Below are 24,721 nucleotides of genomic sequence, written 5' to 3' on the forward strand. Positions count from 1 at the left end.
TAATATTCTTGGTAAGAAATAAATGATTGAAATAATAATGAGGAATGAAAATAAACAAATGGAGATTAAAATAGATAATGCCGTCGATAAACGGGAAAAAGTTTATCGACGGTGATTCAGAAATAAGATTAAGAAAATAATGTTAATAAGATCGCAGCTAAATACAACCCAACACCATAAGAAGTATGTGCCATTAGGCTCCTGAACCTGGCTGTATTAGGTGCCGGGGTTTTGGAGGCAGCAATCCCTATTCCCATACCGGGTTGCAGAATGAAAAAAGGAGCCACTAAAGTCACGATACCTGTAATTAAGGCAGGCAAAAATGTTGGATTTTTTGCCCAATCCAATCCCCAAATAAATAACAGTAACCCAGCGAAAATGATGCCAATCAAATAGTGGGCGAACCAGCCGATTCCACTTTCATTTTTCACGGGTTCAGCTTGCATAATGTTTGTATGGGTAAATTGCCCTTTTGGAATGTGTCCAAGCCAGCGCCCCACCATTCCATAGTTCAGCGAGGAAATGCCGAAAAAGCGTTTCACAAAAACAGCCCAGAGATCCATGACAACCGTCGCTCCGGCACCAATCAATACAGAATAAACAATAAACTCCAGTCCTTCATTCATGTGTTACTATCCTCCGAATACAATAATCACTCACCGTTAGTCAGTTATACCCTTTATCTTTCAAGCCCATGTTGCCGCAGAACTCATTCTGCTGCATTGTCGGCTACGCTTACTCACTTCTGCTATCGCATTGCCTTTTGAAACTCACTGGATATATGTTGGCACTCGAAATGCCTGAAAAACTCTGATATTATCATACTCAATAAATTCATTGAATGTAATAGTGTTGGAAGTCTGATGTCAATGTTTGATAAGCAACTCCTTGTTGAGATTGCGGAAATAGCCAAAGTGCTGGGAAATACTCATCGTCTCACACTGCTTGAGTGTCTGATTGATACTGAGCAATCCGTGGAAAGCCTGTCGGAGCTTTCCGGTCTGTCGATTGCCAATACTTCCCAGCATCTTCAGCATCTCAAACGATCGGGGCTACTTCAATCCCGCAAATCGGGCAAACACGTGCTTTATCGCTGGGGTGAAGGGCCTGTCATGGAAATTATCTCTGTGCTCCAGCAATATGCTGAATTTAATCGCACAGAAATGCGCAGGTTGATCGATGATACGAACAATCAGGAGGCGATTTCCTGGGAAGAGTTGTTGGATAGGATCAAACAGAAGAGCATGACCTTATTGGATGTCAGGCCAAAAGATGAGTTTGAACAGGGCCATTTGCCCAATGCTATCAATATTCCGGTTGATGAACTGGAAAACCGGCTGGGTGAATTAACGTCTTATCAGGATTTGATCGCCTATTGCCGTGGTCCTTATTGCGTGCTTTCTGCCAACGCTCTTGCATTGCTCCGTGCCAAAGGTATTAAAGCGCGTAGATTTAAAAAGGGATTTTCGGGATGGAAAGAGGCGGGAATGCGCATTGAGGTAAAACCGTAGGACAAATTTTTACTTAATCGCAATTATCAAAATAATAGCGGTTAATATGTCATCTAGCGATCACAATCACATTTTATCGTCTGAAAATTGAGGTGTATCCAAAAGCAGATAAAATTGAAAATAGATTGTTACTGCGTATGCAGGCAAAACCTGACAGCGACTCTCTCTATAGTGTGGGAGATAGCGTTGTCAGGTTTTTTTATCTGGATTTTGGTGCAGATGCAATGCGGAAAACGAGGGAAGTGGCATGAATTACCAGATACTGGCCCAAGAAATAGTTGCTGGCGTTGGCGGTAAAGAGAATATCGTCAGTCTTGTCCATTGTGCGACCCGGCTACGTTTTAAACTACAGGATCATGAACGTGCTGATATCAACAAACTAAAAGCCCACCCTGATATTATTACGGTTATTGAAAGTGGAGGGCAATTTCAGGTTGTGATTGGCAATGAAGTCAAAGATGTCTATCAGGCTGTCCAGCAAATAATGAGTCCCACCAATGAAGAAAAACTGGCAACAAAATCAACGGGAAAGAAAGACAATTTATTCAACCATTTTATAGATATCATTTCCGGTATTTTTACTCCTTTTTTAGGTGTCATGGCTGCTTCCGGTATCTTAAAAGGTCTGCTTGCAGTTGCTGTTACATTGAATTGGTTATCACCTGATAGCGGCACTTATCATATCTGGTATGCAGCCAGCGATTCGCTGTTTTACTTTTTTCCTCTATTGCTCGGTTATACGGCAGGTAAAAAATTTGGCGGTAATCCCTTTATTACAATGGGAATTGGTGGCGCATTAGTGCATCCCTTAATCATTTCTGCTTTTGAAACATCGACTGTTGTCGGCAGTACAACTGAATACTTTATGGGAGTTCCACTCTCATTGTTGAATTACAGCTCGTCAGTGATCCCAATTATTCTTGCTTCTTGGTTAAGCTGCAAAGTAGAGAAAAAACTAGATGCCTGTCTTCCGGCTGCAATCAAAACTTTTGTTACCCCCCTTGTTTGTCTAATGTTGATTGTTCCCCTTGTATTTATTGTCATCGGGCCTGCTGCGACATGGTTAAGTCAATTATTGGCGTATGGTTATCAGGCCATATATGGATTTGCACCAGCTCTGGCAGGGGCAATTATGGGCGCTATCTGGCAAGTTTGTGTCATGTTTGGTCTGCATTGGGGACTCGTGCCAATCATGATCAATAACCTGACAGTTTTGGGACACGATACATTAGCTCCTTTGCTATTGCCTGCCATAATAGGGCAAACGGGGGCGGCCTTGGGGGTTTTCTTGCGCACCCGAGATGCCAAATTGAAAGTATTATCTGGTTCTGCTGTTACCGCAGGTATTTTTGGTATCACTGAACCTGCGGTTTATGGGGTAACTCTCCCTTACCGACGGCCGTTTATTTTTGGTTGTATCGCTGGTGCTATTGGTGGCTCTGTTATTGGTTATTATCAAAGCGCCATCTACTCAATGGGGCTGATTAATATTTTCACCTTCACTCAAATGATCCCTCCATCAGGCATTGATGACACATTATGGGGGGCAATTATTGGTACGTTGCTGGCGTTTATCATTTCTACCCTTTTGACCTGGATGTTTGGCCTGCCTGCCATCACCAATCTACCCACAGAAAAGCAGGGAAGGCATTAATCCAATTTGACAGACAGGCAATTCTGGATGCCGGATTTGATCTTATAACCCTGATTATTGTCAGTAACAGTGAGAATTATTCATCTATTGAGTGTATTACTGCATCAAAAATGGAAAAAGGTTCACCATTGTTATTCGTTAAGTATTCATAAGAGGAAATTTGAATGAAACGATTCCCAATGCATTTTTTGTGGGGAGGCGCCCTTGCCGCCAATCAAGTTGAAGGTGCTTATTTGACGGATGGAAAAGGTCTGTCTGTATCAGATGTTATGCCTAAGGGCATTATTGGCCCTGTTATTGAACGTGGCGCGTCAAATGAAACCCCATACCTGAAAGATATTTCCATCGATTTTTATCACCGTTATCCCGAAGATGTCGCCTTATTTGCAGAAATGGGTTTTAAATGCCTGCGGACATCTATCGCATGGAGCCGCATTTTTCCAAATGGTGATGAGGTACAGCCCAACGAAGCAGGGCTGGCGTTTTATGACAGGTTATTTGATGAAATGGCAAAGTACGGTATTCAGCCTTTGATCACGCTATCTCATTATGAAATGCCTTGGATGTTGGTGAAAAAATATGGCGGATGGGGCAATCGTAAGCTGATCGATTTCTTTGAGCATTACGCTCGTACTGTATTTACCCGCTACCAGAAGAAAGTGAAATTATGGCTGACATTCAATGAGATCAATATGTCTCTGCATGAGCCACTGACAGGCGTCGGGTTACCGAGAGACAGCAGCCAGTCTGAAATCTATCAGGCTATCCACCATCAGTTAGTTGCCAGTGCCCGCGTGGTGAAGCAGTGCCGGAGAATCATTCCTGATGCCCAAATTGGTAATATGTTGCTTGGTGGTTTAATGTATCCATTAACGTGTAAACCGGAGGATGTTCTGGAGACTCTTCAGCAAAACCAAAAATGGTTATTTTTTGGTGATGTTCAAAGTCGAGGGCGCTATCCGGGTTATATGTTGCGTTATTTCCGCGAAAATGGCATTGAGTTGAATATTACTGAGCAAGATCGACTGGATTTGAAAAATACAGTCGATTTTATTTCGTTCAGTTATTACATGAGTGGCTGTACAACAGCGGATGAATCGGAAGACCTGAAAGAGCAGGGCAATATCCTGCATATGATAACCAATCCTCATTTGCCCAGCTCAGAGTGGGGATGGCAGATAGATCCCCTCGGTTTGCGCACTGTATTGAATCTATTGTGGGATCGTTACCAGAAGCCCTTATTCATTGTTGAGAATGGATTGGGGGCTAAAGATACGCCAGAAGCAGACGGTAGTATTCAGGATGACTATCGTATTCAATACCTTAACGATCATCTTATTCAGGTCAGGGAAGCCATTGAAGATGGTGTGGATGTGATGGGATATACCAGCTGGGGGGCGATTGATTTAGTGAGTGCTTCGAAAGGTGAGATAACCAAACGCTACGGTTATATCTACGTTGATCAGAATGAGCAGGGAACAGGTTCGTTGGAACGTCGCCGCAAGAAAAGCTTCCATTGGTATAAACAGGTGATTGAAACTAATGGTCACAGCTTGAGCGAGTAAGCGGGTTTATACCCAATTTTGATTTGTCCGCAAAGGTTCTGAGCAGGTTCAGAACCTTTCAGGAGATCGCCTTTTGCTGGCAAAAATTAAAATCAACAGATATTAACGACGGGCATTTTTTGGCCTGAATGCAGCCACAACGGATTCATCAGTTTCCACGTAAGGGCCGTCCAGAAGCTGGATGCAGTAAGGAACACTGGCAAAAACTCCTGATACAAGCACCTTGCCATTCTCGTCTTTCAAGCCTTCGAGTGTCTCTGCGATGGCTTTTGGTTGGCCGGGAAGATTCAAAATCAACGCCTGATTGCGGATTACGCCTACCTGACGGGACAGAATCGCTGTTGGTACAAATTGAAGGCTGATTTGCCGCATCTGTTCACCGAAGCCGGGCATTTCACGATCGGCAATCGCAAGCGTTGCATCTGGTGTGACATCGCGGCGTGCCGGCCCTGTTCCGCCTGTGGTCAGCACCAGATGACATCCCAATTCATCGACCAATTCACACAGGGTTTGCTCAATAAGCAGTTGTTCATCAGGAATGAGACGGGTTTCTACGCTAAAAGGTGTGCTAATTGCTTCACTCAGCCACGTTTCCAGTGCAGGTAAGCCCTTGTCCTGATAGATACCAGTTGAAGCCCGATCAGAAACAGATACGAGACCAATGCGCAATATATTCATACGAACCTCAGTTAAACAAAAGGCGACATAACAAGTCGCCTTTGTACAAAGAAAAACAGCGTATCGCTTGAAATTACAGCAGATCGGCGATCATGTTTTCAAGTTTGCCCTGATCTATTGCAAACTTACGGATGCCTTCCGCCAGTTTTTCAGTTGCCATTGCATCTTGGTGGTGATCCCAATAAAACTCAGCTTCAGTCATTGGTTCTGGGCGTGCCTTGATTTCGCCTTCATAACCCAGCTTGCATTCAACTTCGCCTTCTGCTTCAGACAATTCTTTCAGCAGAGCAGGAGAAATGGTCAGGCGGTCACAACCAGCCAGTTCCAGAATTTCGCCAGAGTTACGGAAACTTGCGCCCATTACGACAGTGTTGTAGCCGTGCTCTTTGTAGTACTGATAAATTTCAGCAACAGAAATCACACCTGGATCTTCGTGTGGTGCGAACTCTTTCTTGTCACCATTTGCTTTGTACCAGTCAAGAATACGGCCAACGAATGGAGAAATCAGGTAAACGCCAGCTTCCGCGCAAGCACGCGCTTGTGCGAAGGAGAACAGCAGGGTCAGGTTACAATTGATGCCTTCTTTTTCCAGTTGTTCCGCAGCACGGATTCCCTGCCATGTGGAGGCCAGTTTGATCAGGATGCGATCATTGCTGATACCCGCTTCGTTGTACAGTTTGATCAGGCGTTTTGCTTTCGCTACGCTGGCTTCGGTGTCATAAGACAGACGGGCATCAACTTCTGTGGAAATGCGGCCAGGGATCAGTTTCAGAATTTCCAGACCAATGTTGACTGCCAATTTATCGCCAGCATCAATAATTTGTTGCTCACGAGAATCGTTTTGACCACGCGCCCATGTAACGGCTTCGTCGATCAATTGGCGATATTCTGGGATTTGAGCTGCATTCAAAATCAGAGAAGGGTTGGTGGTCGCATCTTGCGGCTGATACAGTTTCATAGCTGCAATATCCCCGGTATCTGCGACTACTGTTGTCAGTTTACGCAGGGAAGTCAGTTTATCGGTCATGTTTAATATCTCATCGTTATACATACGTAAAATATTTGGTAATGTTGCCTCGCCATCTCATGATAATAACATGCCCAAGCGCGGCTGTACCAATTCCAACGAGGCAATAAAACGAATTCGTTGAAACCATTGCGATAAAGCAGATAATAAACTCTCACGAAAGTATCTGGTTAGGAAAAAATAATGCTTATTACTATTTCACCTGCAAAAACACTCGATTATGAAAGCACGCTCCCGACAGAGAAATATAGTCAGCCTGAATTGCTGGAGGAATCTCAGCAATTGATTGATGTCTGCCAAACTTTAACACCTTCGCAAATCAGTAGCTTAATGAGTATTAGTGATAAATTGGCGGGTTTGAATGCTGCCCGTTTTGGTGAATGGCAGCCAAATTTCTCACCGGAAAATGCCCGTCAGGCGATTTTGGCGTTTAAAGGCGATGTTTATACCGGTATGCAGGCAGAAACTTTCTCCGCTGAGGATTTTGATTTTGCCCAGACGCATTTGAGAATTTTATCCGGCCTGTATGGTGTTTTGCGTCCTCTCGATCTGATGCAGCCTTACCGTTTGGAAATGGGCATTAAGCTGGAAAATCCGCGTGGCAAAGATCTGTATAAGTTTTGGGGTGATCGCATCACTGAAAATCTGAATGCAGCATTGAAACAGCAAGGTGATGATGTTCTGGTGAATCTGGCATCGGATGAGTATTTCAAATCAGTAAATAGCAAAAAGCTGGCAGCTAAGATTATCAAGCCTGTTTTTCTGGATGAAAAAAATGGCAAGTATAAAGTTATTAGTTTTTATGCTAAAAAAGCCCGCGGGCTAATGAGCCGTTTCATTATTCAGAACCAATTGGCTGATCCTGTGCGGCTGGTGGAGTTTAATTTGGAAGGTTATGCTTTTGATGAGTCTCTTTCCAAAGGAAATGAGTTGGTATTTAAACGTCCTGAGCAGCATTAAGCAACCAAATAGAGGCATCACTCCACCACACGTGGATGGAGTGATAAATACAGTGTTATTCCGGTGCCCTTTCCATCAGGAATTCACGCAAGGTTGAGAAATCAGCAGGTAAGAAGTGAGATAACAAGGCCAAATCTGCCCGTTCTGCCAATTCTGCTGGCAACGGCAGAGGTTGACCGAGGATCGCTTCAACGCTGTCCTTGAATTTGGCTGGATGAGCAGTGCTCAGGAATAAGCCGTATTCTCCTTCCTGTAATTGATCACGTAAAATACGATAAGCAATAGCGGCATGTGGTTCAGAAATATAGCCTTTTGCCGCCAGATCTTGCATGGTGCTTTGCGTGATTTCATCATCGACAACCCCGTTTGCCAGATCACTCAATGCCCAGCCTTTGCGTTTGAACAGCTCTTCAATGCGCGGCCAGTTATTGGGCTGGCTGACATCCATTGCATTGGACAGCGTTGCGACAGTCTTATTTGGCTGCCATTCACCTTTTGCCAAATAACGGGGAACCGTGTCATTGACATTGGTTGCCGCGATGAAACGTTTCATCGGCAGTCCCATTGATTTTGCCAGCAGCCCCGCAGTCAGATTACCAAAGTTGCCGCTTGGCACTGAAATGACTAATTGTTCACGTTTCTCAGCAGGGATTTGTGCAACAGCTTCAAAGTAATAACAGATTTGAGCCAGCAGCCGGCTGATATTAATTGAGTTGGCTGAATTGAGATGCAAGGCGCTTTTCAGCTCTTCATCATCAAACGCTTGTTTGACCAATGCCTGACAAGCATCGAAATCACCGTTGATAGCAACAGTATGGATATTGCCACCCAGCGTGCAGAAGAGTTTTTCCTGCAATGGGCTGATTTTCCCTTCGGGATACAGAATCACGACTTGTACATTATCCAGGCCATAGAAAGCATGGGCAACAGCGGCACCAGTATCACCGGATGTCGCAGTCAAAATAGTGACGGGCTGTTTTCCGGCGATTTGTGCAAGGACTTGTGCCATGAAACGACCACCGAAATCTTTGAAGGCCAAAGTAGGGCCGTGATAAAGCTCCAGTGAGGCGATATCGTTTTCGACATTTGTTACGGGGGCAGGGAAAGCAAATGCGCTTTTAACTCTATCGGCTAATTGCTCCGCGGAAATTTCATCACCAATAAAGGCAGAAAGAATTTGCTGACTGCGACTGACAAAATCTAATTTTAATAATTCATCAATTTTGTCACGACTGAATTCCGGTAAATCTTGTGGAAAAAAGAGTCCCTGCTGTTTGCCTAATCCCTGTTTTACCGCCTGAGAAAAACTGACCTGCTCGCTGCTGTCTTTTAAGTTATATAATTTCATGATTACCCTACCTGTCGTGCGCCTGCGAGATCCAGACGGCAAATATGTACAAAGCCTTCATCATTCTGTACGTAATGCTGTTGCAGCCATTGTGCGACTTCTTCGGCTACCGTCATTTCATTACAAATTGCAAAGAGTGTTGGGCCTGAACCGGAAATACCGCATGTCAGCGCCCCCAGTTTTTTGACCGTATCACGTGCGCTGGCAAATCCGGGTAAGAGCTGCGCACGATAAGGTTCCGCAACAACATCTTTCATTAATTCGGCAGCCAGTTCTGATTGCTGGGTATGGCAGGCATGAATGAATCCTGCAAAATGACGTCCGTGCTCAATAATATCCTGACGGGAATAGTGCTGTGGCAGGATAGCACGGGCTTCTGATGTTGATACTTTGATGCCGGGGTAAGCCATTACCCACAACCAATCATCAAATGCAGGGATTGGCTGGCAGAATGGCGCTTCCTGTGACAAGAGCAACTGCAATCCGCCTAAATAGCAGGGGGCAACGTTATCATAGTGAACGCCGCCGGAAAGTCGCCCTTCTAACTCTCCCATCATATCCAGCAATTGGTCACAGTTAAACGGACGGTCAGCGTACTCGTTCAATGCCACCAAACCCGCAACCACAGAACAGGCACTGGAACCCAGCCCAGAACCAATTGGCATGTTTTTTTCCAATGTCATAGCAACAGGCAGTTCTTTTCCCAGCCGCTGACAAAAAAGTTGCCAGCATTGGTAGACAATATTGTGTTCGGGATTGGTAGGTAATTTACCGACAAATCGTCCTTTATTATTCAGTCTGAAACTTTCAGATCCACTGACGGAAACACAATCCCCAAGCAACGAGCCATCAACAGGAGAAACTGCGGCGCCGAGCACATCAAATCCGACGCCAACGTTCCCTATAGAGGCAGGTGCATAAATCCTGACTACCATTAAACCCCCAATTTCCATGACAGAGTGCGTAATATATCAGCAAAAACGCCGGCTGCCGTTACATCATTCCCCGCACCATAACCACGCAGTACGAGTGGGATAGGTTGATAATAACGGGTGTAGAAAGCCAACGCATTTTCGCCATTTTTGACTTTGTAAAGTGGATCATTACCATCAACAGCAACAATTTTCACCGTACAACGGCCTTGTTCAATGAGGCCAACATAGCGCAAAACTTTCCCTTGTTCTGCGGCATCAGCAGCACGTTGACTGAATGCTTGATCCAGTTGAGGCAAACGTTGCAAGAAATTGTCAACAGTACCATTGGCATCGAATGAAGCCGGCAATACTGGCTCAACATGGATATCTTCCAATTCCAGTTCATAACCCGCCTCACGTGCCAAAATCAGCAGCTTGCGGGCGACATCCATGCCAGAGAGATCGTCCCGTGGATCGGGTTCCGTGAAACCTTTCTCTTTTGCCAGCAAAGTGGCCTGTGAAAGTGTCATACCTTCATCCAGCATTCCGAAGATATAAGAGAGTGAACCAGACAGAATTCCGCTGAATTGCACTAATTCATCTCCCGCATTGAGGAGGTTCTGCAAGTTTTCAATAACAGGCAGACCGGCTCCTACGTTAGTGTCATACAAAAATTTGCGCTTCGATTTCCCTGCTGCCTGACGGATTTGGTGGTAATAATCCATAGTCAGGGTGTTGGCTTTTTTATTCGGTGTGACAATGTTAAAACCATCATTGAGGAAGCTGACATATTGTTCCGCGATCGCCTGATTAGAAGTGCAGTCGACAATAACTGGATTCAGAAGGTGATACTCTTTTTCGAGGCGGATAAGACGACTCAGGCTAAACGGCTCAGTGGCTTCTGAGAGCGCCTGCTGCCAGTTATCCAGACAGATACCCTGCATATCGGTCAACAGAGCGCGGGAGTTGGCGATCCCACAGACACGTAAATCAATATGTTTTTGTTTGAGCCATGCCTGCTGACGGCGGATCTGTTCTATCAACGCACTACCCACACCACCCACACCGATAACAAAGACTTCAACAACTTGCCCGGTGTTGAACAACATCTGGTGGCAGAGCCTAACTGCTGTGGTTGCCGCATTATTTTCAATTACGGCAGAAATGGAACGCTCAGAAGAACCCTGTGCAATGGCAATAATATTAATGTTGGCTCGTGTTAATGCAGAGAAAAAGTGGGCAGAAATTCCGCGTTGAGTACGCATACCATCCCCAACGACAGAAATTATGGCAAGGTTATCCATCACATCAATGGGATCAAGCACACCATCTTTCAGTTCCAGATAAAACTCTTCTGTCAGGGCCTTCTGCGCTTTTATCAGCTCGTTTTGTGGTACGCAGAAACTGATGCTGTACTCTGAGGACGACTGTGTGATTAACACAACAGAAATGCCTTTGCGGGACATAACGGAAAATACCCGTGCGGCCATCCCAACCATGCCTTTCATTCCGGGGCCGGAGACATTGATCATCGCCATGTGATTCAGGTTGGTAATGCCCTTGATAGGCATGCTGTCATCGTGTTGGCCATTACCAATGAAAGTACCCGGTGCGTAGCGATTGGCAGTGTTCTTAATGAGGCAAGGAATTTGAAATTGGGCGATGGGGGAAATGGTGCGTGGATGGAGAACTTTCGCACCGAAATAAGATAATTCCATTGCTTCTTGATACGACATGCTTTTCAGTAAGCGTGCATCGGCAACAACCCTCGGATCACAAGTATAAACGCCATCAACATCAGTCCAGATCTCACAACAATCTGCCTGTAAACAAGCTGCCAGCACGGCGGCTGAATAATCAGAACCGTTGCGCCCCAGTACCACTAATTCTCCATTTTCATTACCAGCGGTAAAACCGGCCATGAGGATAATATGGTCAGAAGGAATATTAAGTTCAGCAATGCGCTTGGAAGATTCATGAATATCAACAGTCGATTCGAGAGTATAACCGTGCGCCAATAAGCTTTTGACGGGATCAATGACAGTTACTTTGTAATCACGGGCCTGTAACAGCGCTTCCATAATAGCGATGGACAGCTTTTCACCACAACAGATCAGTGCTGCATTGATGCTATCTGGACATTGTTTTAACAGGGAAATGCCATGCAAAGTCTGTTTCAGATTAGCAAATTCGCGTTCCACCATGCTTTTCAGGCGTTCATAATCGAATCCCGCTTGATGCTTTTTCAACCCTGACAACAAATCATTGAAGATTTGGGCAGCATCGCTGATATTGGAAACAACATCCTGCCCTGAAACCGTTTTCTCAATCATTGCCACAAGATGGTTGGTGATTTTTGCTGGTGCAGAGAGTACCAGGGCAACTTGCCCAAGGGATAGCTCATTTTCGGCGATGTCTGCAACACTCAGTACACGCTGGTAATTGGCAACTGAAGTGCCCCCAAATTTCAATACTCGCATTAACTTTATCTCTCCGGCCTGATTTTTGTCCAAAAAAAAGCCCGTATCTTGTGGGATACGGGCTTTCTATTTTGTGTATACGCGTTAGCCCGCACCGCAACTTGTCGTTCCGGTGGTAATCGTAGTAATGGTTTTTGTAGTAACCATTTTTTTCGGGCTGTAGTGACGCATAATTTTCCTGTCTGTCTTTTTGTATTCGTTTGACCCTATATTGGTTAAATTAAAGTGTGGTCAATGTCAAATATTTTTTATGGAGAAAGAAGAAAAAAACGTCATTTCCTGTATTGTAATGATTCAAAATATGACAAAAAAGGCAACTCATTATCTGGTTTTATGCGTTATTCCCCAGCATTTAATTTTACAAAAAACATATTTTGTAATTATTTTGTCTTTATGATAAAAACATGCGCGTTTGGACGTTTGAGTGTTGAATTAATCCTCCCAACCATTCAAATAGCCTTATGTTAGTTAACATATTTTATTCAATTTAATAACAAATGCACCAAAGTAAAATTAACAATTACAATCAATGTTAACGTGCTACAATTGATTTTGATATGTATCAACAAAAGTTAGTTTTTTTTAGAAGGCAAATGCATTACTAGCTGTTATATTGCTGTTAATAGACTAATATAGGGCCTTGTTTAAATCGGGTTTTTTCGGGTATGTACCCTCCAAAAAAAGCGACGCTGGCTTTTAGCGTAAAACATATCAAAAGTTTACTTGGGCATAGGTTGGTTTTCTGTTATTCAGAACAAGATCATAATTTTTTCTATTTATAACAACAGCTTATGTCATACGGATTCTGTTTTTTAGCGATTTTAGGTAGCAACCATGCAAACCCCGCACATTTTGATTGTTGAAGACGAAATTGTCACACGCAATACCCTTAAAAGCATTTTTGAAGCTGAAGGGTATGTCGTTTATGAAGCCACTGACGGTTCAGAAATGCACAACATTCTGTCAGATAACGATATCAATTTAGTGATTATGGATATTAATCTGCCAGGTAAAAATGGGTTACTCCTTGCCCGTGAATTACGTGAGCAGGCGAATGTCGCACTGATGTTCTTGACTGGCCGTGACAATGAGGTGGATAAAATCCTTGGTCTAGAAATCGGTGCTGATGACTATATAACCAAGCCATTTAATCCGCGTGAGTTAACCATTCGTGCACGGAATTTGCTTTCACGGACAATGAATCTGAGTCATTCTGGCGAAGAACGTCGTCAGGTTGAAAGCTATAAATTCAATGGATGGGGGCTGGATATCAACAGCCGTTCTCTGGTTAGCCCTATGGGTGATCAGTATAAACTGCCACGCAGTGAGTTCCGTGCGATGCTGCACTTCTGTGAGAATCCAGGAAAAATCCAGACTCGTGCAGAATTGCTGAAAAAGATGACAGGCCGTGAACTGAAACCTCACGATCGTACTGTGGACGTTACTATTCGTCGTATCCGTAAACATTTTGAATCGACACCCGATACTCCAGAAATCATTGCGACCATCCACGGCGAAGGTTACCGTTTCTGTGGTGACTTAGAAGACTAATTCACACCGTTACAGGTAAATACCGTTTCTGTCAAAAAGCCCCGGATGTTTTACAACATCAGGGCTTTTCTTATGCTTAACGGTCAATTTTCAGCGGAATATTTACTCTTTCCACGGCATAATTGGCACGGCACTGATCGCATTCTTCGGAGAACCGTCAATCACTTTATCAGAGTAAGTTAAATAGATAAGTGAGTTACGTTTAGAGTCGTAGAAACGGACAACTTGAAGCTTTTTAAATACCAAAGAAGTGCGTTTCTGGAAAACAACTTGTCCTTTTTTGGACGAATTCTTGATTTTGTCTGCCAATTCTATTGAGCCAACTTGCTGGCAGGATATGGCAGCATCAGATGTATCTTCCGCTAATCCTAAACCTCCCTTGATGCCCCCCGTTTTTGACCGACTCAAATAACAAGTGACATTTTTAACATCTGGATCATCAAAGGCTTCGATCACAATTTTGTTATCAGGGCCAAAAAGCTTGAATACGGTGTCAACAGAACCGATCTCTTCAGCATGCAGAATTACAGGGGAAAAGAGCAAGGTAGCTGCTATCACTATTTTCTTGATTATTACCATATTTAATCCACTTTAATTAAATAAATACAGTGAAAATATCTGTCATTCACATATAATCTAAGTAAATGGTTTTAATTAGAACATTTCCACTGTAAATATATCTATAATGAAAAATTACGGCATTATAGCTGAATAGACGTCCAAGACGAGTAAGTGGTGGTCTTGAAATCTATCGCTGCCGCTGATTTTACTTTCGCAAGCAATTGTTATTAGCATAAACACCGTTTTTAGAAAGTTGTCAAGGTCACTGGAACTAGAGCAATATTCATCACGTACGTCGATAATTTTATTTTAATTCAATTAATTATCTAATTAACCAAGACAATGCTTGACATATTGTTGAATCTGCTATTAATTTATTCCAAGATTAAACTTGTTTAATTTGGTTATTGTTGTTTGATTTACAACATAAATTCAACAATAAGCCTATTTGCATAGGACTGCCTTTTAGATACTATTTGCATGTTAATAATATACAGGGTGATAATAAGGATTGATTAATCATTAACTACAGTGAAAACAAGGTTATCGTGGTAAGAGGTGAAGACAGTATTTGAAAGTAACCCTCTATGTGCCAAACGAGAGTCAGTGGTCTAAAATTCATGTTTTTTATCTTTGGAGAAAGATAGGTGTTGATTATCAATCAAATTACACAACATATCTATTTTTAGAAAAATATTTTTGTTTTCAATTTAATAAATTGTTTCATATTAATATTTGTTTTCTTTCTGTCTTGATGACTTAGGGAGATGTATGGACCAAACCAACATTATTCGGGATCTGCTGCATTGGTTGGATAATAATTTAGATCGTCCACTATCCCTCGATAACGTTGCAGCAAAAGCTGGTTACTCCAAATGGCACTTACAACGCATGTTCAAGGACGTGACGGGTCAGGCAATTGGCTCTTATATCCGCGCAAGAAGATTATCCCGAGCCGCCATTGCATTACGTTTAACCAGCCGCCCAATTCTAGACATTGCTCTGCAATATCGTTTTGATTCACAACAAACTTTCACGAGGGCTTTCAAAAAACAATTTGATCGAACTCCGGCATCCTATCGCCGGAGTGAAGAGTGGTGCGCAACGGGGATATGCCCCCCGATTTTGTTGGACAATAAACCGTTGCCTGCGCACAAATTCGTTACATTAGAAGATAAACTGCTTATCGGCACAGAGCATACTTGCAGCTTTGGGCTGGAAGAATGGTCAACAGCTTGTCAGAGTTTGCGCCATGACTTTTGGATTAACTATCTACAGGATGCTGAGGTATTGCCACCCAGACTTTACGGATTGCACCATACTACGCTCAGTGCAGAGAATGAAGATGAACACACCGTGCTCTATACCACAGCGATAGAGCCAGAATACGCGACCTTTAATACCAGGGATAGTCGTCCGGTTCCTTTGCCGGGCGGGGATTATATTTCATTCAGTTATTTCGGTGACAAAGAACAAGTACAGGATTTCCTTTTTACAGTTTACAGCGTTTGTCTGCCTAAATTGAATATCACTCGCAGGAAGGGATATGATGTCGAGCGATACTATCTCACCAATCTTGACTGGAAGAATATGGAGGATGAGACTCAAAGCCATGTTACGGAATTTGAGTATCTCATCCCAATCGAACATTAATTCTGTAATTTGTCCAAGGCGGGCAGATCAAGATGTGTGATATCGCCCGCTGTTTCAATGATCCAACCCGGAGCCAGCCATGGGCTATTCTGGTAATCTACCCGTGAAATAGAGCAGTTTCTCAGCCTCAGGCGACGTTCTGAATTGGCAGGAAGACCCAGAACCGAGCAGAGCAGACTCACAAGAGCCATGCCATGACTGACTAGCAGCGGGCGGCTGCCTGTCGGCAGGTTGAGGCAATTTTCCAGTGCGGCCCGCATGCGGATTGCCAATTCGCTCATCGATTCACCTTCTGGTATCCGCCCATTCGGTGTACCATCGACCAGACTTTTACGCCAGGATTCCTCTTCTGATGTGAGGGAATACAGTTCGCGATTCTCCAGTACCCCCATATGTAACTCCCGCAAACGCGGCTCCAGTATTACCTCACATCCACAGGCTTCAGCGATGATTTCTGCTGTTTGACGTGTTCGACCGAGGTCACTGGTGATAATATGGGTAATGTTCTCTGATTTTATTCTTTGAGCGACTAAGTGAGCCTGGCTGCGGCCAATTTCAGTCAAAGGACTGTCAGATTGCCCCTGAATACGACGAGCCACGTTCCATTCGGTTTCGCCATGACGAACAAGATAGACCTGTAACATATTTAATTTCCGTTATACTGCATCATGAAATAATTCAAAGGATAATTTATTTATTATGTACCACGTTATTGCAGCAACAACTAACCCTGCGAAAATAAAAGCGATTAGCCTTGCATTCGATGATGTATTTGGCCCAGGCACTTACCGTATAGAAGATGTCAACGTAGACAGCAGCGTACCTCAACAACCTATTGGTAATACTGAAACCCGCACAGGTGCCCGTCATCGAGTCATGGCTGCCCGCCAAGTCAGACCTGAAGCTGATTTTTGGGTTGGCGTTGAAGCTGGAATTGAAGATGACATGACGTTTGCTTGGATGGTCATTGAGCATAAACAAATTCGGGGAGAATCTCGTTCTGCCAGTCTGATGCTGCCTGACAAAGTATTGGAAGGTATTCGTGAGGGACGCGAGCTTGGTCACGAAATGGCTGACGTGGCGGGCATCGACAATATTAAGCAGCAAGGTGGTGCAATCGGCTTTTTTACCAACGGTATTCTGACCCGCACCAGCGTTTATCATCAAGCTCTGATATTGGCTCTTGTACCTATCCATCATGAAATTTACAAAGAGTTGAATAACCCATTTTAGCAGCATACTCAATAACATCGTAGCTTGGGAATAATTGGGGTCACGATTGTATGACCCCAATAGTTAATTCAGCTGTTATTTTTCAATGACTATAACTCATCATTTATCCCTTTAGTTTTTCTAGCCACAGTTCTGTTGACCGCAACCCGAAATCCACTGGGTATCATAACCGCTATTTTAATAACTGTGCCTCTAGCCAGTTTTTCACATGAGTCGGGGCTGATTTTAAGCTATTGGAGCCACGAGTGATGGTTGCAATACCGACACTCAGCTCGTTTTTCAGCTCTCTCTGACTCATTTGCCCACGCATCAATTCCTGAATAATCCGAACCCGGGTAGACAAGGCGGTTCGTTCATCGGGAGTCAATAATAGCTGTAAAATAGAATGTTGCAAATTTTGTTCAAATGCGGTTTGTAACAACGCAACAAAAGCGAGCCAGTCATCACTATCTTCCGGCGATAGTGCCGGATCAATTAAATGATTTTGTGTCATATATTAATTGCCATACTATTGAACTAGTACGGCAGCATATCATATTTATTTGTCAAATTAATAACGTCTCTGCCATTCAGCCTTAGTCAGTATGTTCGACATTTTCCCCATAAAATTGTGGTAGAACATATCATAAGCAAGGACGTTTTTGACATAAGAGCGTGTTTCAGTGAAAGGAATGCTCTCAATAAAAGCGATCGGATCAAGGTGCCCGGAGGTATTGGCCAACCAACGAACAACATTTGTAGGGCCTGCGTTATAGGCGGCGCTTGCGAGAATGCGGTTATTGTCAAAACGTTGGTAAACCGAATCCAGATAGGCAGTGCCAATCTTAATATTCATGGCCGGGTTCATTAATTGGCTACTGCTGACATAGCCTTGAATCTTTTTACTCTTCACTGTATGTTCTGCGGTTTTTGGCATGATTTGCATTAACCCACTGGCACCTTTAGAGGAACGAGCCTGTGGATTCCATGCACTTTCCTGACGGGCGATCGCCATCGCATAACTTGGTGAAATATCTTTGTCTGATGTAAAGTTTGCAAATTCGTTGCGCCATGCCAATGGGAAACGTTCTTCAAGATGATCCCACATTTTTCCCGTGATAGTCGCTTGAACACTGAACGCAGGCCAGTGCTGCTCAAACGCATAGCGTGCCAATTGTTCCTGCTTCAGCTGACCTTGCGAGGAAACCAAACTAACCCATTCTGAGAGAGCCAGATCATGCATATTCCAGTGCAGTAACTCACGGATGCGCCGAATTTCTGGCATATTCGAAATAGAAGAATCAGGTTTTTCTGCCTTATTAATGATCAGAGGATAGGGTATATGCAGTTTTTGGGCTGCTACCATGGGATAAAAACCGCGGTGTTCTGTCAGCTTACGTAATATAGCATTGCCTTCAGCTGTTTTTCCTTGTTTGAACAAGAGAACCGCACTCCAATATCGCCACTCATCTTGCTGTAAAGTCGTTTTTGGCAACAAGGTTAACCATTTTCCAAGATCTACATAATCGTCATCCCTCAATGCTAAGCGGGCACGGCGTTCAAGCAACTTGATAGATTGTGAATTACGAATACTCTCGTCCCGCCATTTTGCCTGTTCCGGCGTAATATCCCCCATCAATTGCCATGCAACGATATCTTTTAGTTGCTGCCTCTCGGTGTCATTCATTTTTTGCGCCCGAGCAAATACGGGAATACTTACTCTGGCCAGTTCAGCATTTTCACGGGCAAAACGAGAAAAGATTGTCATGATAACCGAACGGGTAAAATCCGTTGGTGCTGTAGTTGTGGCAAATCGCTCAATCAGCGCCGGATTTTGTTGCAGCTTGATCAAACTTGATCCTAAACCTCGATAATCTAACGGCAAGCGTTTGACCAGATAGGTAACGAGAGTGACGTTATTCTCTTTCAGCGCCAATTCGATACGCTGCAAAATTAAATGCGCAGATAAATATCCATCTTGTTCCCAGACATCAAACAGTTTATTGCAATTATCTGGCAATGAGTTGCCACTTAGCCAAATCGATTCAGCTCCTTTCCATGCAACCTGCTGGTGGCCTGTGGCCCATTGGGCAAAGTAATAGTTACAGCTTTCTACTACTGTACTTGGGGGATTGGGACTGAATGCCAGAATACCGGGCCAATCGCCATTACTTGCCAGTACATCAATAAATCGGGAGTTCAGAGAACGTGCTGGCGGCAGAGTAGGGTAAGTATGAATAAAATGTTGAATTTGCTGTGGAGTGGCAAGCACCAGATCTTGAGTTAATTGACGATATTCAAGATAGGGATAGAGGGGATAATTTTTCAACGTGGGCATCAGATGTGCGACTTTCACCATATTCTTTGCATCCCACGCTTGTTTTATCTCTTGATATCGCTGACGTTGAACGCTCAGAGAATCAGCATATGCCGCTCCCGCAACAACAGAAAACATACCCACAGCCATTGCAAAATACTGCCACTTACTCATTGCCACTACCCCTTCAGAAGACGACTATCAACGATCAGATGAACAGTGCCCAAATGAACAATGCCAACCACATAGCTAAAATGCTATGTAATTATAATCATATTATTGATGTGATTTATTACAACTTATGGGGTATAAAAGATACAAATTCGGAAAATGTTTATTTTATAAAGCCATAGATAACCCTATTGGTATTCCATTCAGTAGTGAATACAATCAACGATTTGGAACGGCAATAGCATTCATACATAGACGTTCCGCACAGATAATTTTTTACCGTTTGCGTCCATAGAAGGTTTGTATTTAATCCTAATCGGGTAACAACACGATACGTAAAATTTAGGGTAAAATACGCCATCCAAGCCCCATAAGCGCAAATAAATTTCAAAAATTTCCTGATTAACTAAAAGGTAAACTACATTGGCTCAATATGTTTATAGTATGCATCGGGTTGGTAAAATAGTTCCCCCGAAAAGGCATATTCTGAAAAATATTTCTCTAAGTTTTTTCCCCGGAGCAAAAATTGGTGTTCTTGGTCTCAATGGTGCAGGTAAATCAACCTTACTGCGCATCATGGCGGGTATTGATAAAGATATTGAGGGAGAAGCTCGCCCACAACCAGGCATTAAAATTGGCTATCTGCCACAGGAGCCAAAACTCAATCCTGAAAATACTGTTCGTGAAGCAGTAGAAGAAGCGGTCAGCGAAGTCAAAAATGCCCTGACGCGTCTTGATGAAGTTTATGCAGCTTATGCTGATCCTGATGCAAATTTCGATAAACTGGCTAAAGAACAAGGCGAACTGGAAGCGATTATCCAATCCCATGATGGGCATAATCTGGATAACCAGCTTGAGCGAGCGGCTGATGCCCTGCGCTTACCAGCCTGGGATGCCAAAATCGAACATTTGTCTGGTGGTGAGCGCCGCCGTGTAGCAATCTGCCGCTTGTTGCTGGAAAAACCAGACATGCTGCTGCTCGACGAACCAACCAACCACCTTGATGCTGAATCTGTTGCATGGCTGGAACGCTTCCTGCACGATTACGAAGGCACTGTGGTTGCGATTACCCATGACCGTTACTTCCTTGATAACGTGGCTGGCTGGATCTTGGAACTTGACCGTGGTGAAGGGATTCCATGGGAAGGTAATTACTCCTCGTGGCTGGAACAAAAAGATGCCCGTTTGGCACAGGAAGCTTCGTCAGAAGCTGCTCGCCGTAAATCCATTGAGAAAGAACTTGAGTGGGTACGCCAAAATCCGAAAGGACGTCAGGCAAAAGGTAAGGCGCGTCTGGCCCGCTTTGAGGAACTTAATAACGTTGAGTACCAGAAGCGCAACGAAACCAGTGAGTTGTTTATTCCACCTGGCCCACGCTTAGGTGATAAGGTGCTGGAAGTGACCAACCTAACCAAATCTTATGGTGATCGTGTTCTGATCGATGATTTGAGCTTCTCTCTGCCAAAAGGCGCGATTGTCGGGATCATCGGACCGAACGGTGCGGGTAAATCGACTTTGTTCCGTATGTTGTCGGCTCAAGAACAGCCGGATTCTGGTTCCATTACACTGGGTGAAACCGTGAAACTGGCTTCTGTTGAGCAGTTCCGCGACAATATGGATGACAGCAAAACCGTTTGGGAAGAAGTTTCTGGCGGTCAAGATATCATGCGTATCGGCAACTTTGAAATCCCAAGCCGTGCCTACGTTGGACGTTTTAACTTCAAAGGCGTAGATCAAGGTAAGCGCGTTGGTGAATTGTCCGGTGGTGAGCGTGGCCGTCTACATTTATCCAAACTGTTGCAAGTGGGCGGCAACATGCTGTTGCTTGATGAACCAACCAACGATTTGGATATTGAAACTCTGCGCGCATTGGAAAACGCCCTGCTGGAATTCCCGGGCTGCGCAATGGTTATTTCCCATGACCGTTGGTTCCTTGACCGTATAGCGACACATATCATCGATTATCAAGATGAAGGTAAAGTATCCTTTTTTGAAGGGAACTTCAGCGAATACGAAGATTATAAAAAGCGGACAATGGGAGCTGAAGCACTGGAGCCTCACCGTATTAAATATAAAAAGATCAGTAAATAATCCAGATAGAAAAAAACGGCCTGATATCAGGCCGTTTTTCCAAATTTACAGCTAGTTACTACACAAAACGCGTCGTTCTTGGAAAGATTCATAAGTCTTAACAGCCTTTCCACTCGCTAAAGTGATAACACTATTTGCATGCTTCAACAGGCGGTTATCTTGGGAGGCAATGACAACCGTACCTTTCTGTTCATGTGCTATAAATTTAAAGATATTAATGAATGTCTGAAATGCCTGATGATCTAGGTTACGCGTAGGATCATCTGTAAATAAATATTCAGGTCTTCTCACAATGGCTTTTGCTATCGCAGCCAATTGCTTTTCGTTCTCAGACAGTTCCCCTGGGTAATAGCGGCTTTTATCGCCTAATTTCACTATATCTAACGATTTCTGCGCGATCTTTTCTGCTTGTTCACTAGAAAGTGATAATCCATAAGAAGTTGATAATAACAAGTTATCTAATAGTGTGAGTTCACTAAATAAATTAAAACCCTGAAAAATAAACCCACTATTTTGGGCGTGAAACTGCCCTAATTCTACATCATTCATTAGTTTCAACTTGTTATTATTAATTAATACATCTCCTTGATCTGGTTGTAACATACCCGATGTAATCGACAGTACGGTGCTGTTAGTCGATGCCTTCGGCCCTGTTATCAAAGTAATTTCACCTGGTATAATAGAAAATGTGATATCTGAAATCATTTCATGATTAACTGTAGTATCAGTTAAACCATATGAAATATTGATAACTTCAATCGATTTAAATTGATTTAAGTTCATATTCTCAACACAATTAGGTTAAAAGATTAAAGCTTTTTCCTTAACATATGCTGTCTAAATTCATTCACATTAACACTAATATCCTTATAGCATTGTGCGAATAAAAATAGTTTATATTCGAAACATCTTAGCTAAAAATACACTCATTTTATGTCAATTATTATTTACAATGACTATATAATACATGAGATGTTTCTTAATCTTAGAATAAAAAATCAAGAATATTAATTAATTATGACTACAACAAAAACTGCGTTAAATAAAAATAGTATAAATTCTTATGTATTTATTCCAATTTAGTAATAAGGAAAAAAGTCATTATATATTTCATTAATATTTTAATGTTATTTTTACATTGCCTCCATCACTGATTAAATACACCTATATTATTTATGGGTTTATTAATAACTAATAAATTTTATATAAATAAGTCAATAGGTCTATTCATTAAATGACTTATTTCTCTACAATTCAAGTTAAAACAGTAAATTTTTAGCATCAAAAAATATTATTATCACAATTTATTTTATTACCGCATGTAAAAAATAACCACAATGAACATTTAATTAACCATTAAAACGAAATAAACACATAATGATAAAAGTTACTATGGAAAATAAATCATTATCAATTAATAGTGGTAATAATATAAGGCAGATCTATTTTATAGATAAATGTTAGTTACTCCATTAACATGCGTTGAACCAGTTCAACACAACGTAAAAAACGTTGGTCATAGTCTGGTGAATTGACACAAACATAATCGATGTTATTTGTCTTCAACAAGCTCTCAAGTAAATGTTGAAATTCCTTGCGATCCCGTTGAGTGCCTAAACTCCTTAAACCATCAGCCACCCAAGGGGTGTTGTTTTCTAAAAGGATAACTAAATCAAACCGATATTCATCAATCATTGCCTGAACAAATGGGTGTTCTTTTCCTTCATAGCGTTTGCAAAAGGCTTGTGTTGTAACAAAATCAGTGTCAATAAATGTAACTTTGTTGGCATATTTAACTGAAAAATCAATATATTGAGCCTGACCTAATGCAATTTTATCATAATCTGAATATTGCAAGGCCATTTCATCTCCCCCTAAATGGGAGAACACGTATTCACGCCCATATTCCCATGCGCTGGTAGTGTTAAATATATTGGCCAGCTTATTCACCAATGTTGATTTTCCACTCGATTCTCCGCCCAGAATGGCAACAGTACGCACGAAGAATGGCTTTACTTCTGTTGGAATATACTCCCAATAGCGGAAAGGAGCCTGACGAATTTGGCTGCCACTGATGTTCATAAATGAGCGCTGTGGGTCAATGAGCACGGTTTCAATGCCGAAATACTCCTTGTAGCGGGCAGCATCCTGCTCTTCACTGGAATAGATGTAGTTAGGATTGATCCCTTTTCCTGCCATAAATGTTTTTACACCTTGACTCCACGTCTTCCAGCCATTTGGGTAAGGTTCCATCCCGTGTTCATCAAATGCATGGATACGAATGTTTTTTTGATACTTGAACGTTTGCAATAACCACCTTAAACGGTCACTTACAGTGGGTTGCTGAGACATCGAACTATTGATAAATAACTCACGATCACGCACTTCATCAAAACAAAGAACGACGTGTAATTCGTCAACTTGACTGCATGCGCGTTGAATCAAATAAATGTGTCCGGTATGCAACGGGTAAAATTTACCAAACAAAACACCGACTGTTTTCTTTTCCATGGGATACGCCAACCCTAGATATTGATGGAGTGAAGCAAGTTTCTGTGCGCTCGGGCTTTTTATTTTATCGTTAATAAGCTGACTTAAGTAACCTTTTGTCATGCCACTGGCATCAGCAACTTGCTGTAACGTGTAACCTGCCTGTTTGATGGCTTCTTTCAAGTAGTTAAACTGTCCCATATAACCCCCTTGATGTTTAATATATTAAACAAAATAACATGCTTATCATGAAAGTAAAAATAAAAGTGGTTGTTTATTGATGTTTTGGGATGAAATACTGTCATTTTGGCGATTGTAGAAATTTAAAATCAGATAATCAAGGATATGTATAAAATAAGAAAGACAAATACTAAATTAGCAGCTTAATTGTAATATGTCTTCTGCATATTTATAAGTTTTTTCCTATCGCTATGTAACAGTAAATATAACCATTGTCGGTTTGAATAAACGAAATATATGGTGAGTAACTCACTGATTTTTTATTGCCTGCCTCATTTAGTATGATGAGGTCAGGCAA

At 42.6% G+C, this 24,721-nt stretch carries 20 protein-coding genes, 1 pseudogene and 1 other annotated feature; of the genes and pseudogenes, 9 read left to right on the forward strand and 12 right to left on the reverse strand.

Features of this window, described 5'->3' with window-relative positions; genetic code table 11:
- Positions 1–128: 128 nt before the first annotated feature.
- The gene (locus AACQ81_RS07375) at positions 129–626 is read right to left on the reverse strand and encodes a DUF2938 domain-containing protein (protein WP_237386821.1); all 498 of its coding nucleotides are present in this window, start codon (positions 624–626) and stop codon (positions 129–131) included.
- A 237-nt stretch (positions 627–863) separates the two neighbouring features.
- On the opposite strand from AACQ81_RS07375, the gene AACQ81_RS07380 reads away from it, so the two are divergent.
- From AACQ81_RS07380 to AACQ81_RS07395, 4 genes and pseudogenes are all read left to right on the forward strand, one after another.
- Positions 864–1,511 (forward strand): ArsR/SmtB family transcription factor, encoded by a 648-nt coding sequence (locus tag AACQ81_RS07380; protein WP_237386822.1) that lies wholly within the window; start codon positions 864–866, stop codon positions 1,509–1,511.
- Positions 1,512–1,603: 92 nt separating this feature from the next.
- Positions 1,604–1,762 carry a hypothetical protein gene (locus AACQ81_RS07385; protein ID WP_237386823.1) on the forward strand — a complete coding sequence of 53 codons (159 nt, stop codon included), beginning with the start codon at positions 1,604–1,606 and terminating at the stop codon, positions 1,760–1,762.
- Positions 1,759–3,123, forward strand: a pseudogene (locus AACQ81_RS07390) (PTS transporter subunit EIIC); the annotation flags it as partial. The gene AACQ81_RS07385 and the pseudogene AACQ81_RS07390, both read left to right, overlap by 4 nt.
- Positions 3,124–3,329: 206 nt before the next feature.
- Entirely contained in the window at positions 3,330–4,730 is a 1,401-nt protein-coding gene (locus AACQ81_RS07395) for a glycoside hydrolase family 1 protein (RefSeq protein ID WP_237386824.1), read from the forward strand.
- A gap of 102 nt (positions 4,731–4,832) precedes the next feature.
- Here AACQ81_RS07395 and mog read toward each other — a convergent pair whose 3' ends face one another.
- Positions 4,833–5,408, reverse strand: coding sequence for a molybdopterin adenylyltransferase (gene mog / locus AACQ81_RS07400; protein WP_237386825.1), 576 nt, complete (start codon positions 5,406–5,408; stop codon positions 4,833–4,835).
- A 73-nt stretch (positions 5,409–5,481) separates the two neighbouring features.
- The gene (gene tal / locus AACQ81_RS07405) at positions 5,482–6,435 is read right to left on the reverse strand and encodes a transaldolase (protein ID WP_237386826.1); all 954 of its coding nucleotides are present in this window, start codon (positions 6,433–6,435) and stop codon (positions 5,482–5,484) included.
- Between the two features lie 183 nt (positions 6,436–6,618).
- Between tal and yaaA the strand changes: the two genes are divergently transcribed.
- Positions 6,619–7,395 (forward strand): peroxide stress protein YaaA, encoded by a 777-nt coding sequence (gene yaaA, locus AACQ81_RS07410; RefSeq protein ID WP_237386827.1) that lies wholly within the window; start codon positions 6,619–6,621, stop codon positions 7,393–7,395.
- 55 nt (positions 7,396–7,450) lie between these two features.
- Here the strand turns inward: yaaA and thrC are convergent, their stop codons facing one another.
- From thrC to thrA, 3 genes are read right to left on the reverse strand one after another with little or no spacing between them, the layout of a single operon-like run.
- Entirely contained in the window at positions 7,451–8,743 is a 1,293-nt protein-coding gene (gene thrC / locus AACQ81_RS07415; protein ID WP_237386828.1) for a threonine synthase, read from the reverse strand.
- Positions 8,744–8,745: 2 nt separating this feature from the next.
- Positions 8,746–9,696: a homoserine kinase gene (gene thrB, locus AACQ81_RS07420; RefSeq protein ID WP_237386829.1), complete on the reverse strand. Its 951-nt coding sequence runs from the start codon at positions 9,694–9,696 to the stop codon at positions 8,746–8,748.
- The gene (gene thrA / locus AACQ81_RS07425) at positions 9,678–12,137 is read right to left on the reverse strand and encodes a bifunctional aspartate kinase/homoserine dehydrogenase I (RefSeq protein WP_237386830.1); all 2,460 of its coding nucleotides are present in this window, start codon (positions 12,135–12,137) and stop codon (positions 9,678–9,680) included. Before thrA ends, thrB begins: the two co-directional genes overlap by 19 nt.
- 30 nt (positions 12,138–12,167) lie before the next feature.
- Positions 12,168–12,283, reverse strand: a sequence feature (Thr leader region).
- Between the two features lie 688 nt (positions 12,284–12,971).
- Between thrA and arcA the strand changes: the two genes are divergently transcribed.
- Positions 12,972–13,688 (forward strand): two-component system response regulator ArcA, encoded by a 717-nt coding sequence (gene arcA, locus AACQ81_RS07430; protein WP_092553118.1) that lies wholly within the window; start codon positions 12,972–12,974, stop codon positions 13,686–13,688.
- Positions 13,689–13,790: 102 nt separating this feature from the next.
- Here arcA and creA read toward each other — a convergent pair whose 3' ends face one another.
- Positions 13,791–14,267 (reverse strand): protein CreA, encoded by a 477-nt coding sequence (gene creA / locus AACQ81_RS07435; protein WP_237386831.1) that lies wholly within the window; start codon positions 14,265–14,267, stop codon positions 13,791–13,793.
- Between the two features lie 753 nt (positions 14,268–15,020).
- Between creA and robA the strand changes: the two genes are divergently transcribed.
- The gene (gene robA / locus AACQ81_RS07440) at positions 15,021–15,902 is read left to right on the forward strand and encodes an MDR efflux pump AcrAB transcriptional activator RobA (protein WP_237386832.1); all 882 of its coding nucleotides are present in this window, start codon (positions 15,021–15,023) and stop codon (positions 15,900–15,902) included.
- Here the strand turns inward: robA and gpmB are convergent.
- Complete coding sequence (gene gpmB / locus AACQ81_RS07445) at positions 15,899–16,546, reverse strand: 2,3-diphosphoglycerate-dependent phosphoglycerate mutase GpmB (RefSeq protein WP_237386833.1); 648 nt, start codon at positions 16,544–16,546, stop codon at positions 15,899–15,901. The two genes, robA and gpmB, sit on opposite strands and share 4 nt — an antisense overlap.
- Before the next feature lie 55 nt (positions 16,547–16,601).
- On the opposite strand from gpmB, the gene yjjX reads away from it, so the two are divergent.
- The gene (gene yjjX, locus AACQ81_RS07450) at positions 16,602–17,135 is read left to right on the forward strand and encodes an inosine/xanthosine triphosphatase (protein ID WP_237386834.1); all 534 of its coding nucleotides are present in this window, start codon (positions 16,602–16,604) and stop codon (positions 17,133–17,135) included.
- A gap of 172 nt (positions 17,136–17,307) precedes the next feature.
- Here the strand turns inward: yjjX and trpR are convergent, their stop codons facing one another.
- Complete coding sequence (gene trpR, locus AACQ81_RS07455) at positions 17,308–17,628, reverse strand: trp operon repressor (protein WP_237386835.1); 321 nt, start codon at positions 17,626–17,628, stop codon at positions 17,308–17,310.
- A gap of 57 nt (positions 17,629–17,685) precedes the next feature.
- The gene (gene sltY / locus AACQ81_RS07460; protein WP_237386836.1) at positions 17,686–19,605 is read right to left on the reverse strand and encodes a murein transglycosylase; all 1,920 of its coding nucleotides are present in this window, start codon (positions 19,603–19,605) and stop codon (positions 17,686–17,688) included.
- A 420-nt stretch (positions 19,606–20,025) separates the two neighbouring features.
- Between sltY and ettA the strand changes: the two genes are divergently transcribed.
- Complete coding sequence (gene ettA / locus AACQ81_RS07465; RefSeq protein WP_237386837.1) at positions 20,026–21,693, forward strand: energy-dependent translational throttle protein EttA; 1,668 nt, start codon at positions 20,026–20,028, stop codon at positions 21,691–21,693.
- A 51-nt stretch (positions 21,694–21,744) separates the two neighbouring features.
- On the opposite strand, the gene AACQ81_RS07470 is transcribed toward ettA, so the two are convergent.
- On the reverse strand, positions 21,745–22,476 hold the full coding sequence (locus AACQ81_RS07470) for an ATP-binding cassette domain-containing protein (protein WP_237386838.1): 732 nt from the start codon (positions 22,474–22,476) through the stop codon (positions 21,745–21,747).
- 681 nt (positions 22,477–23,157) lie between these two features.
- Positions 23,158–24,384 (reverse strand): multifunctional transcriptional regulator/nicotinamide-nucleotide adenylyltransferase/ribosylnicotinamide kinase NadR, encoded by a 1,227-nt coding sequence (nadR, locus tag AACQ81_RS07475; RefSeq protein ID WP_237386839.1) that lies wholly within the window; start codon positions 24,382–24,384, stop codon positions 23,158–23,160.
- Positions 24,385–24,721: the final 337 nt, after the last annotated feature.

It is taken from the genome of Xenorhabdus sp. Sc-CR9 (assembly GCF_963897815.1).
In the GTDB taxonomy this organism is placed as follows: domain Bacteria; phylum Pseudomonadota; class Gammaproteobacteria; order Enterobacterales; family Enterobacteriaceae; genus Xenorhabdus.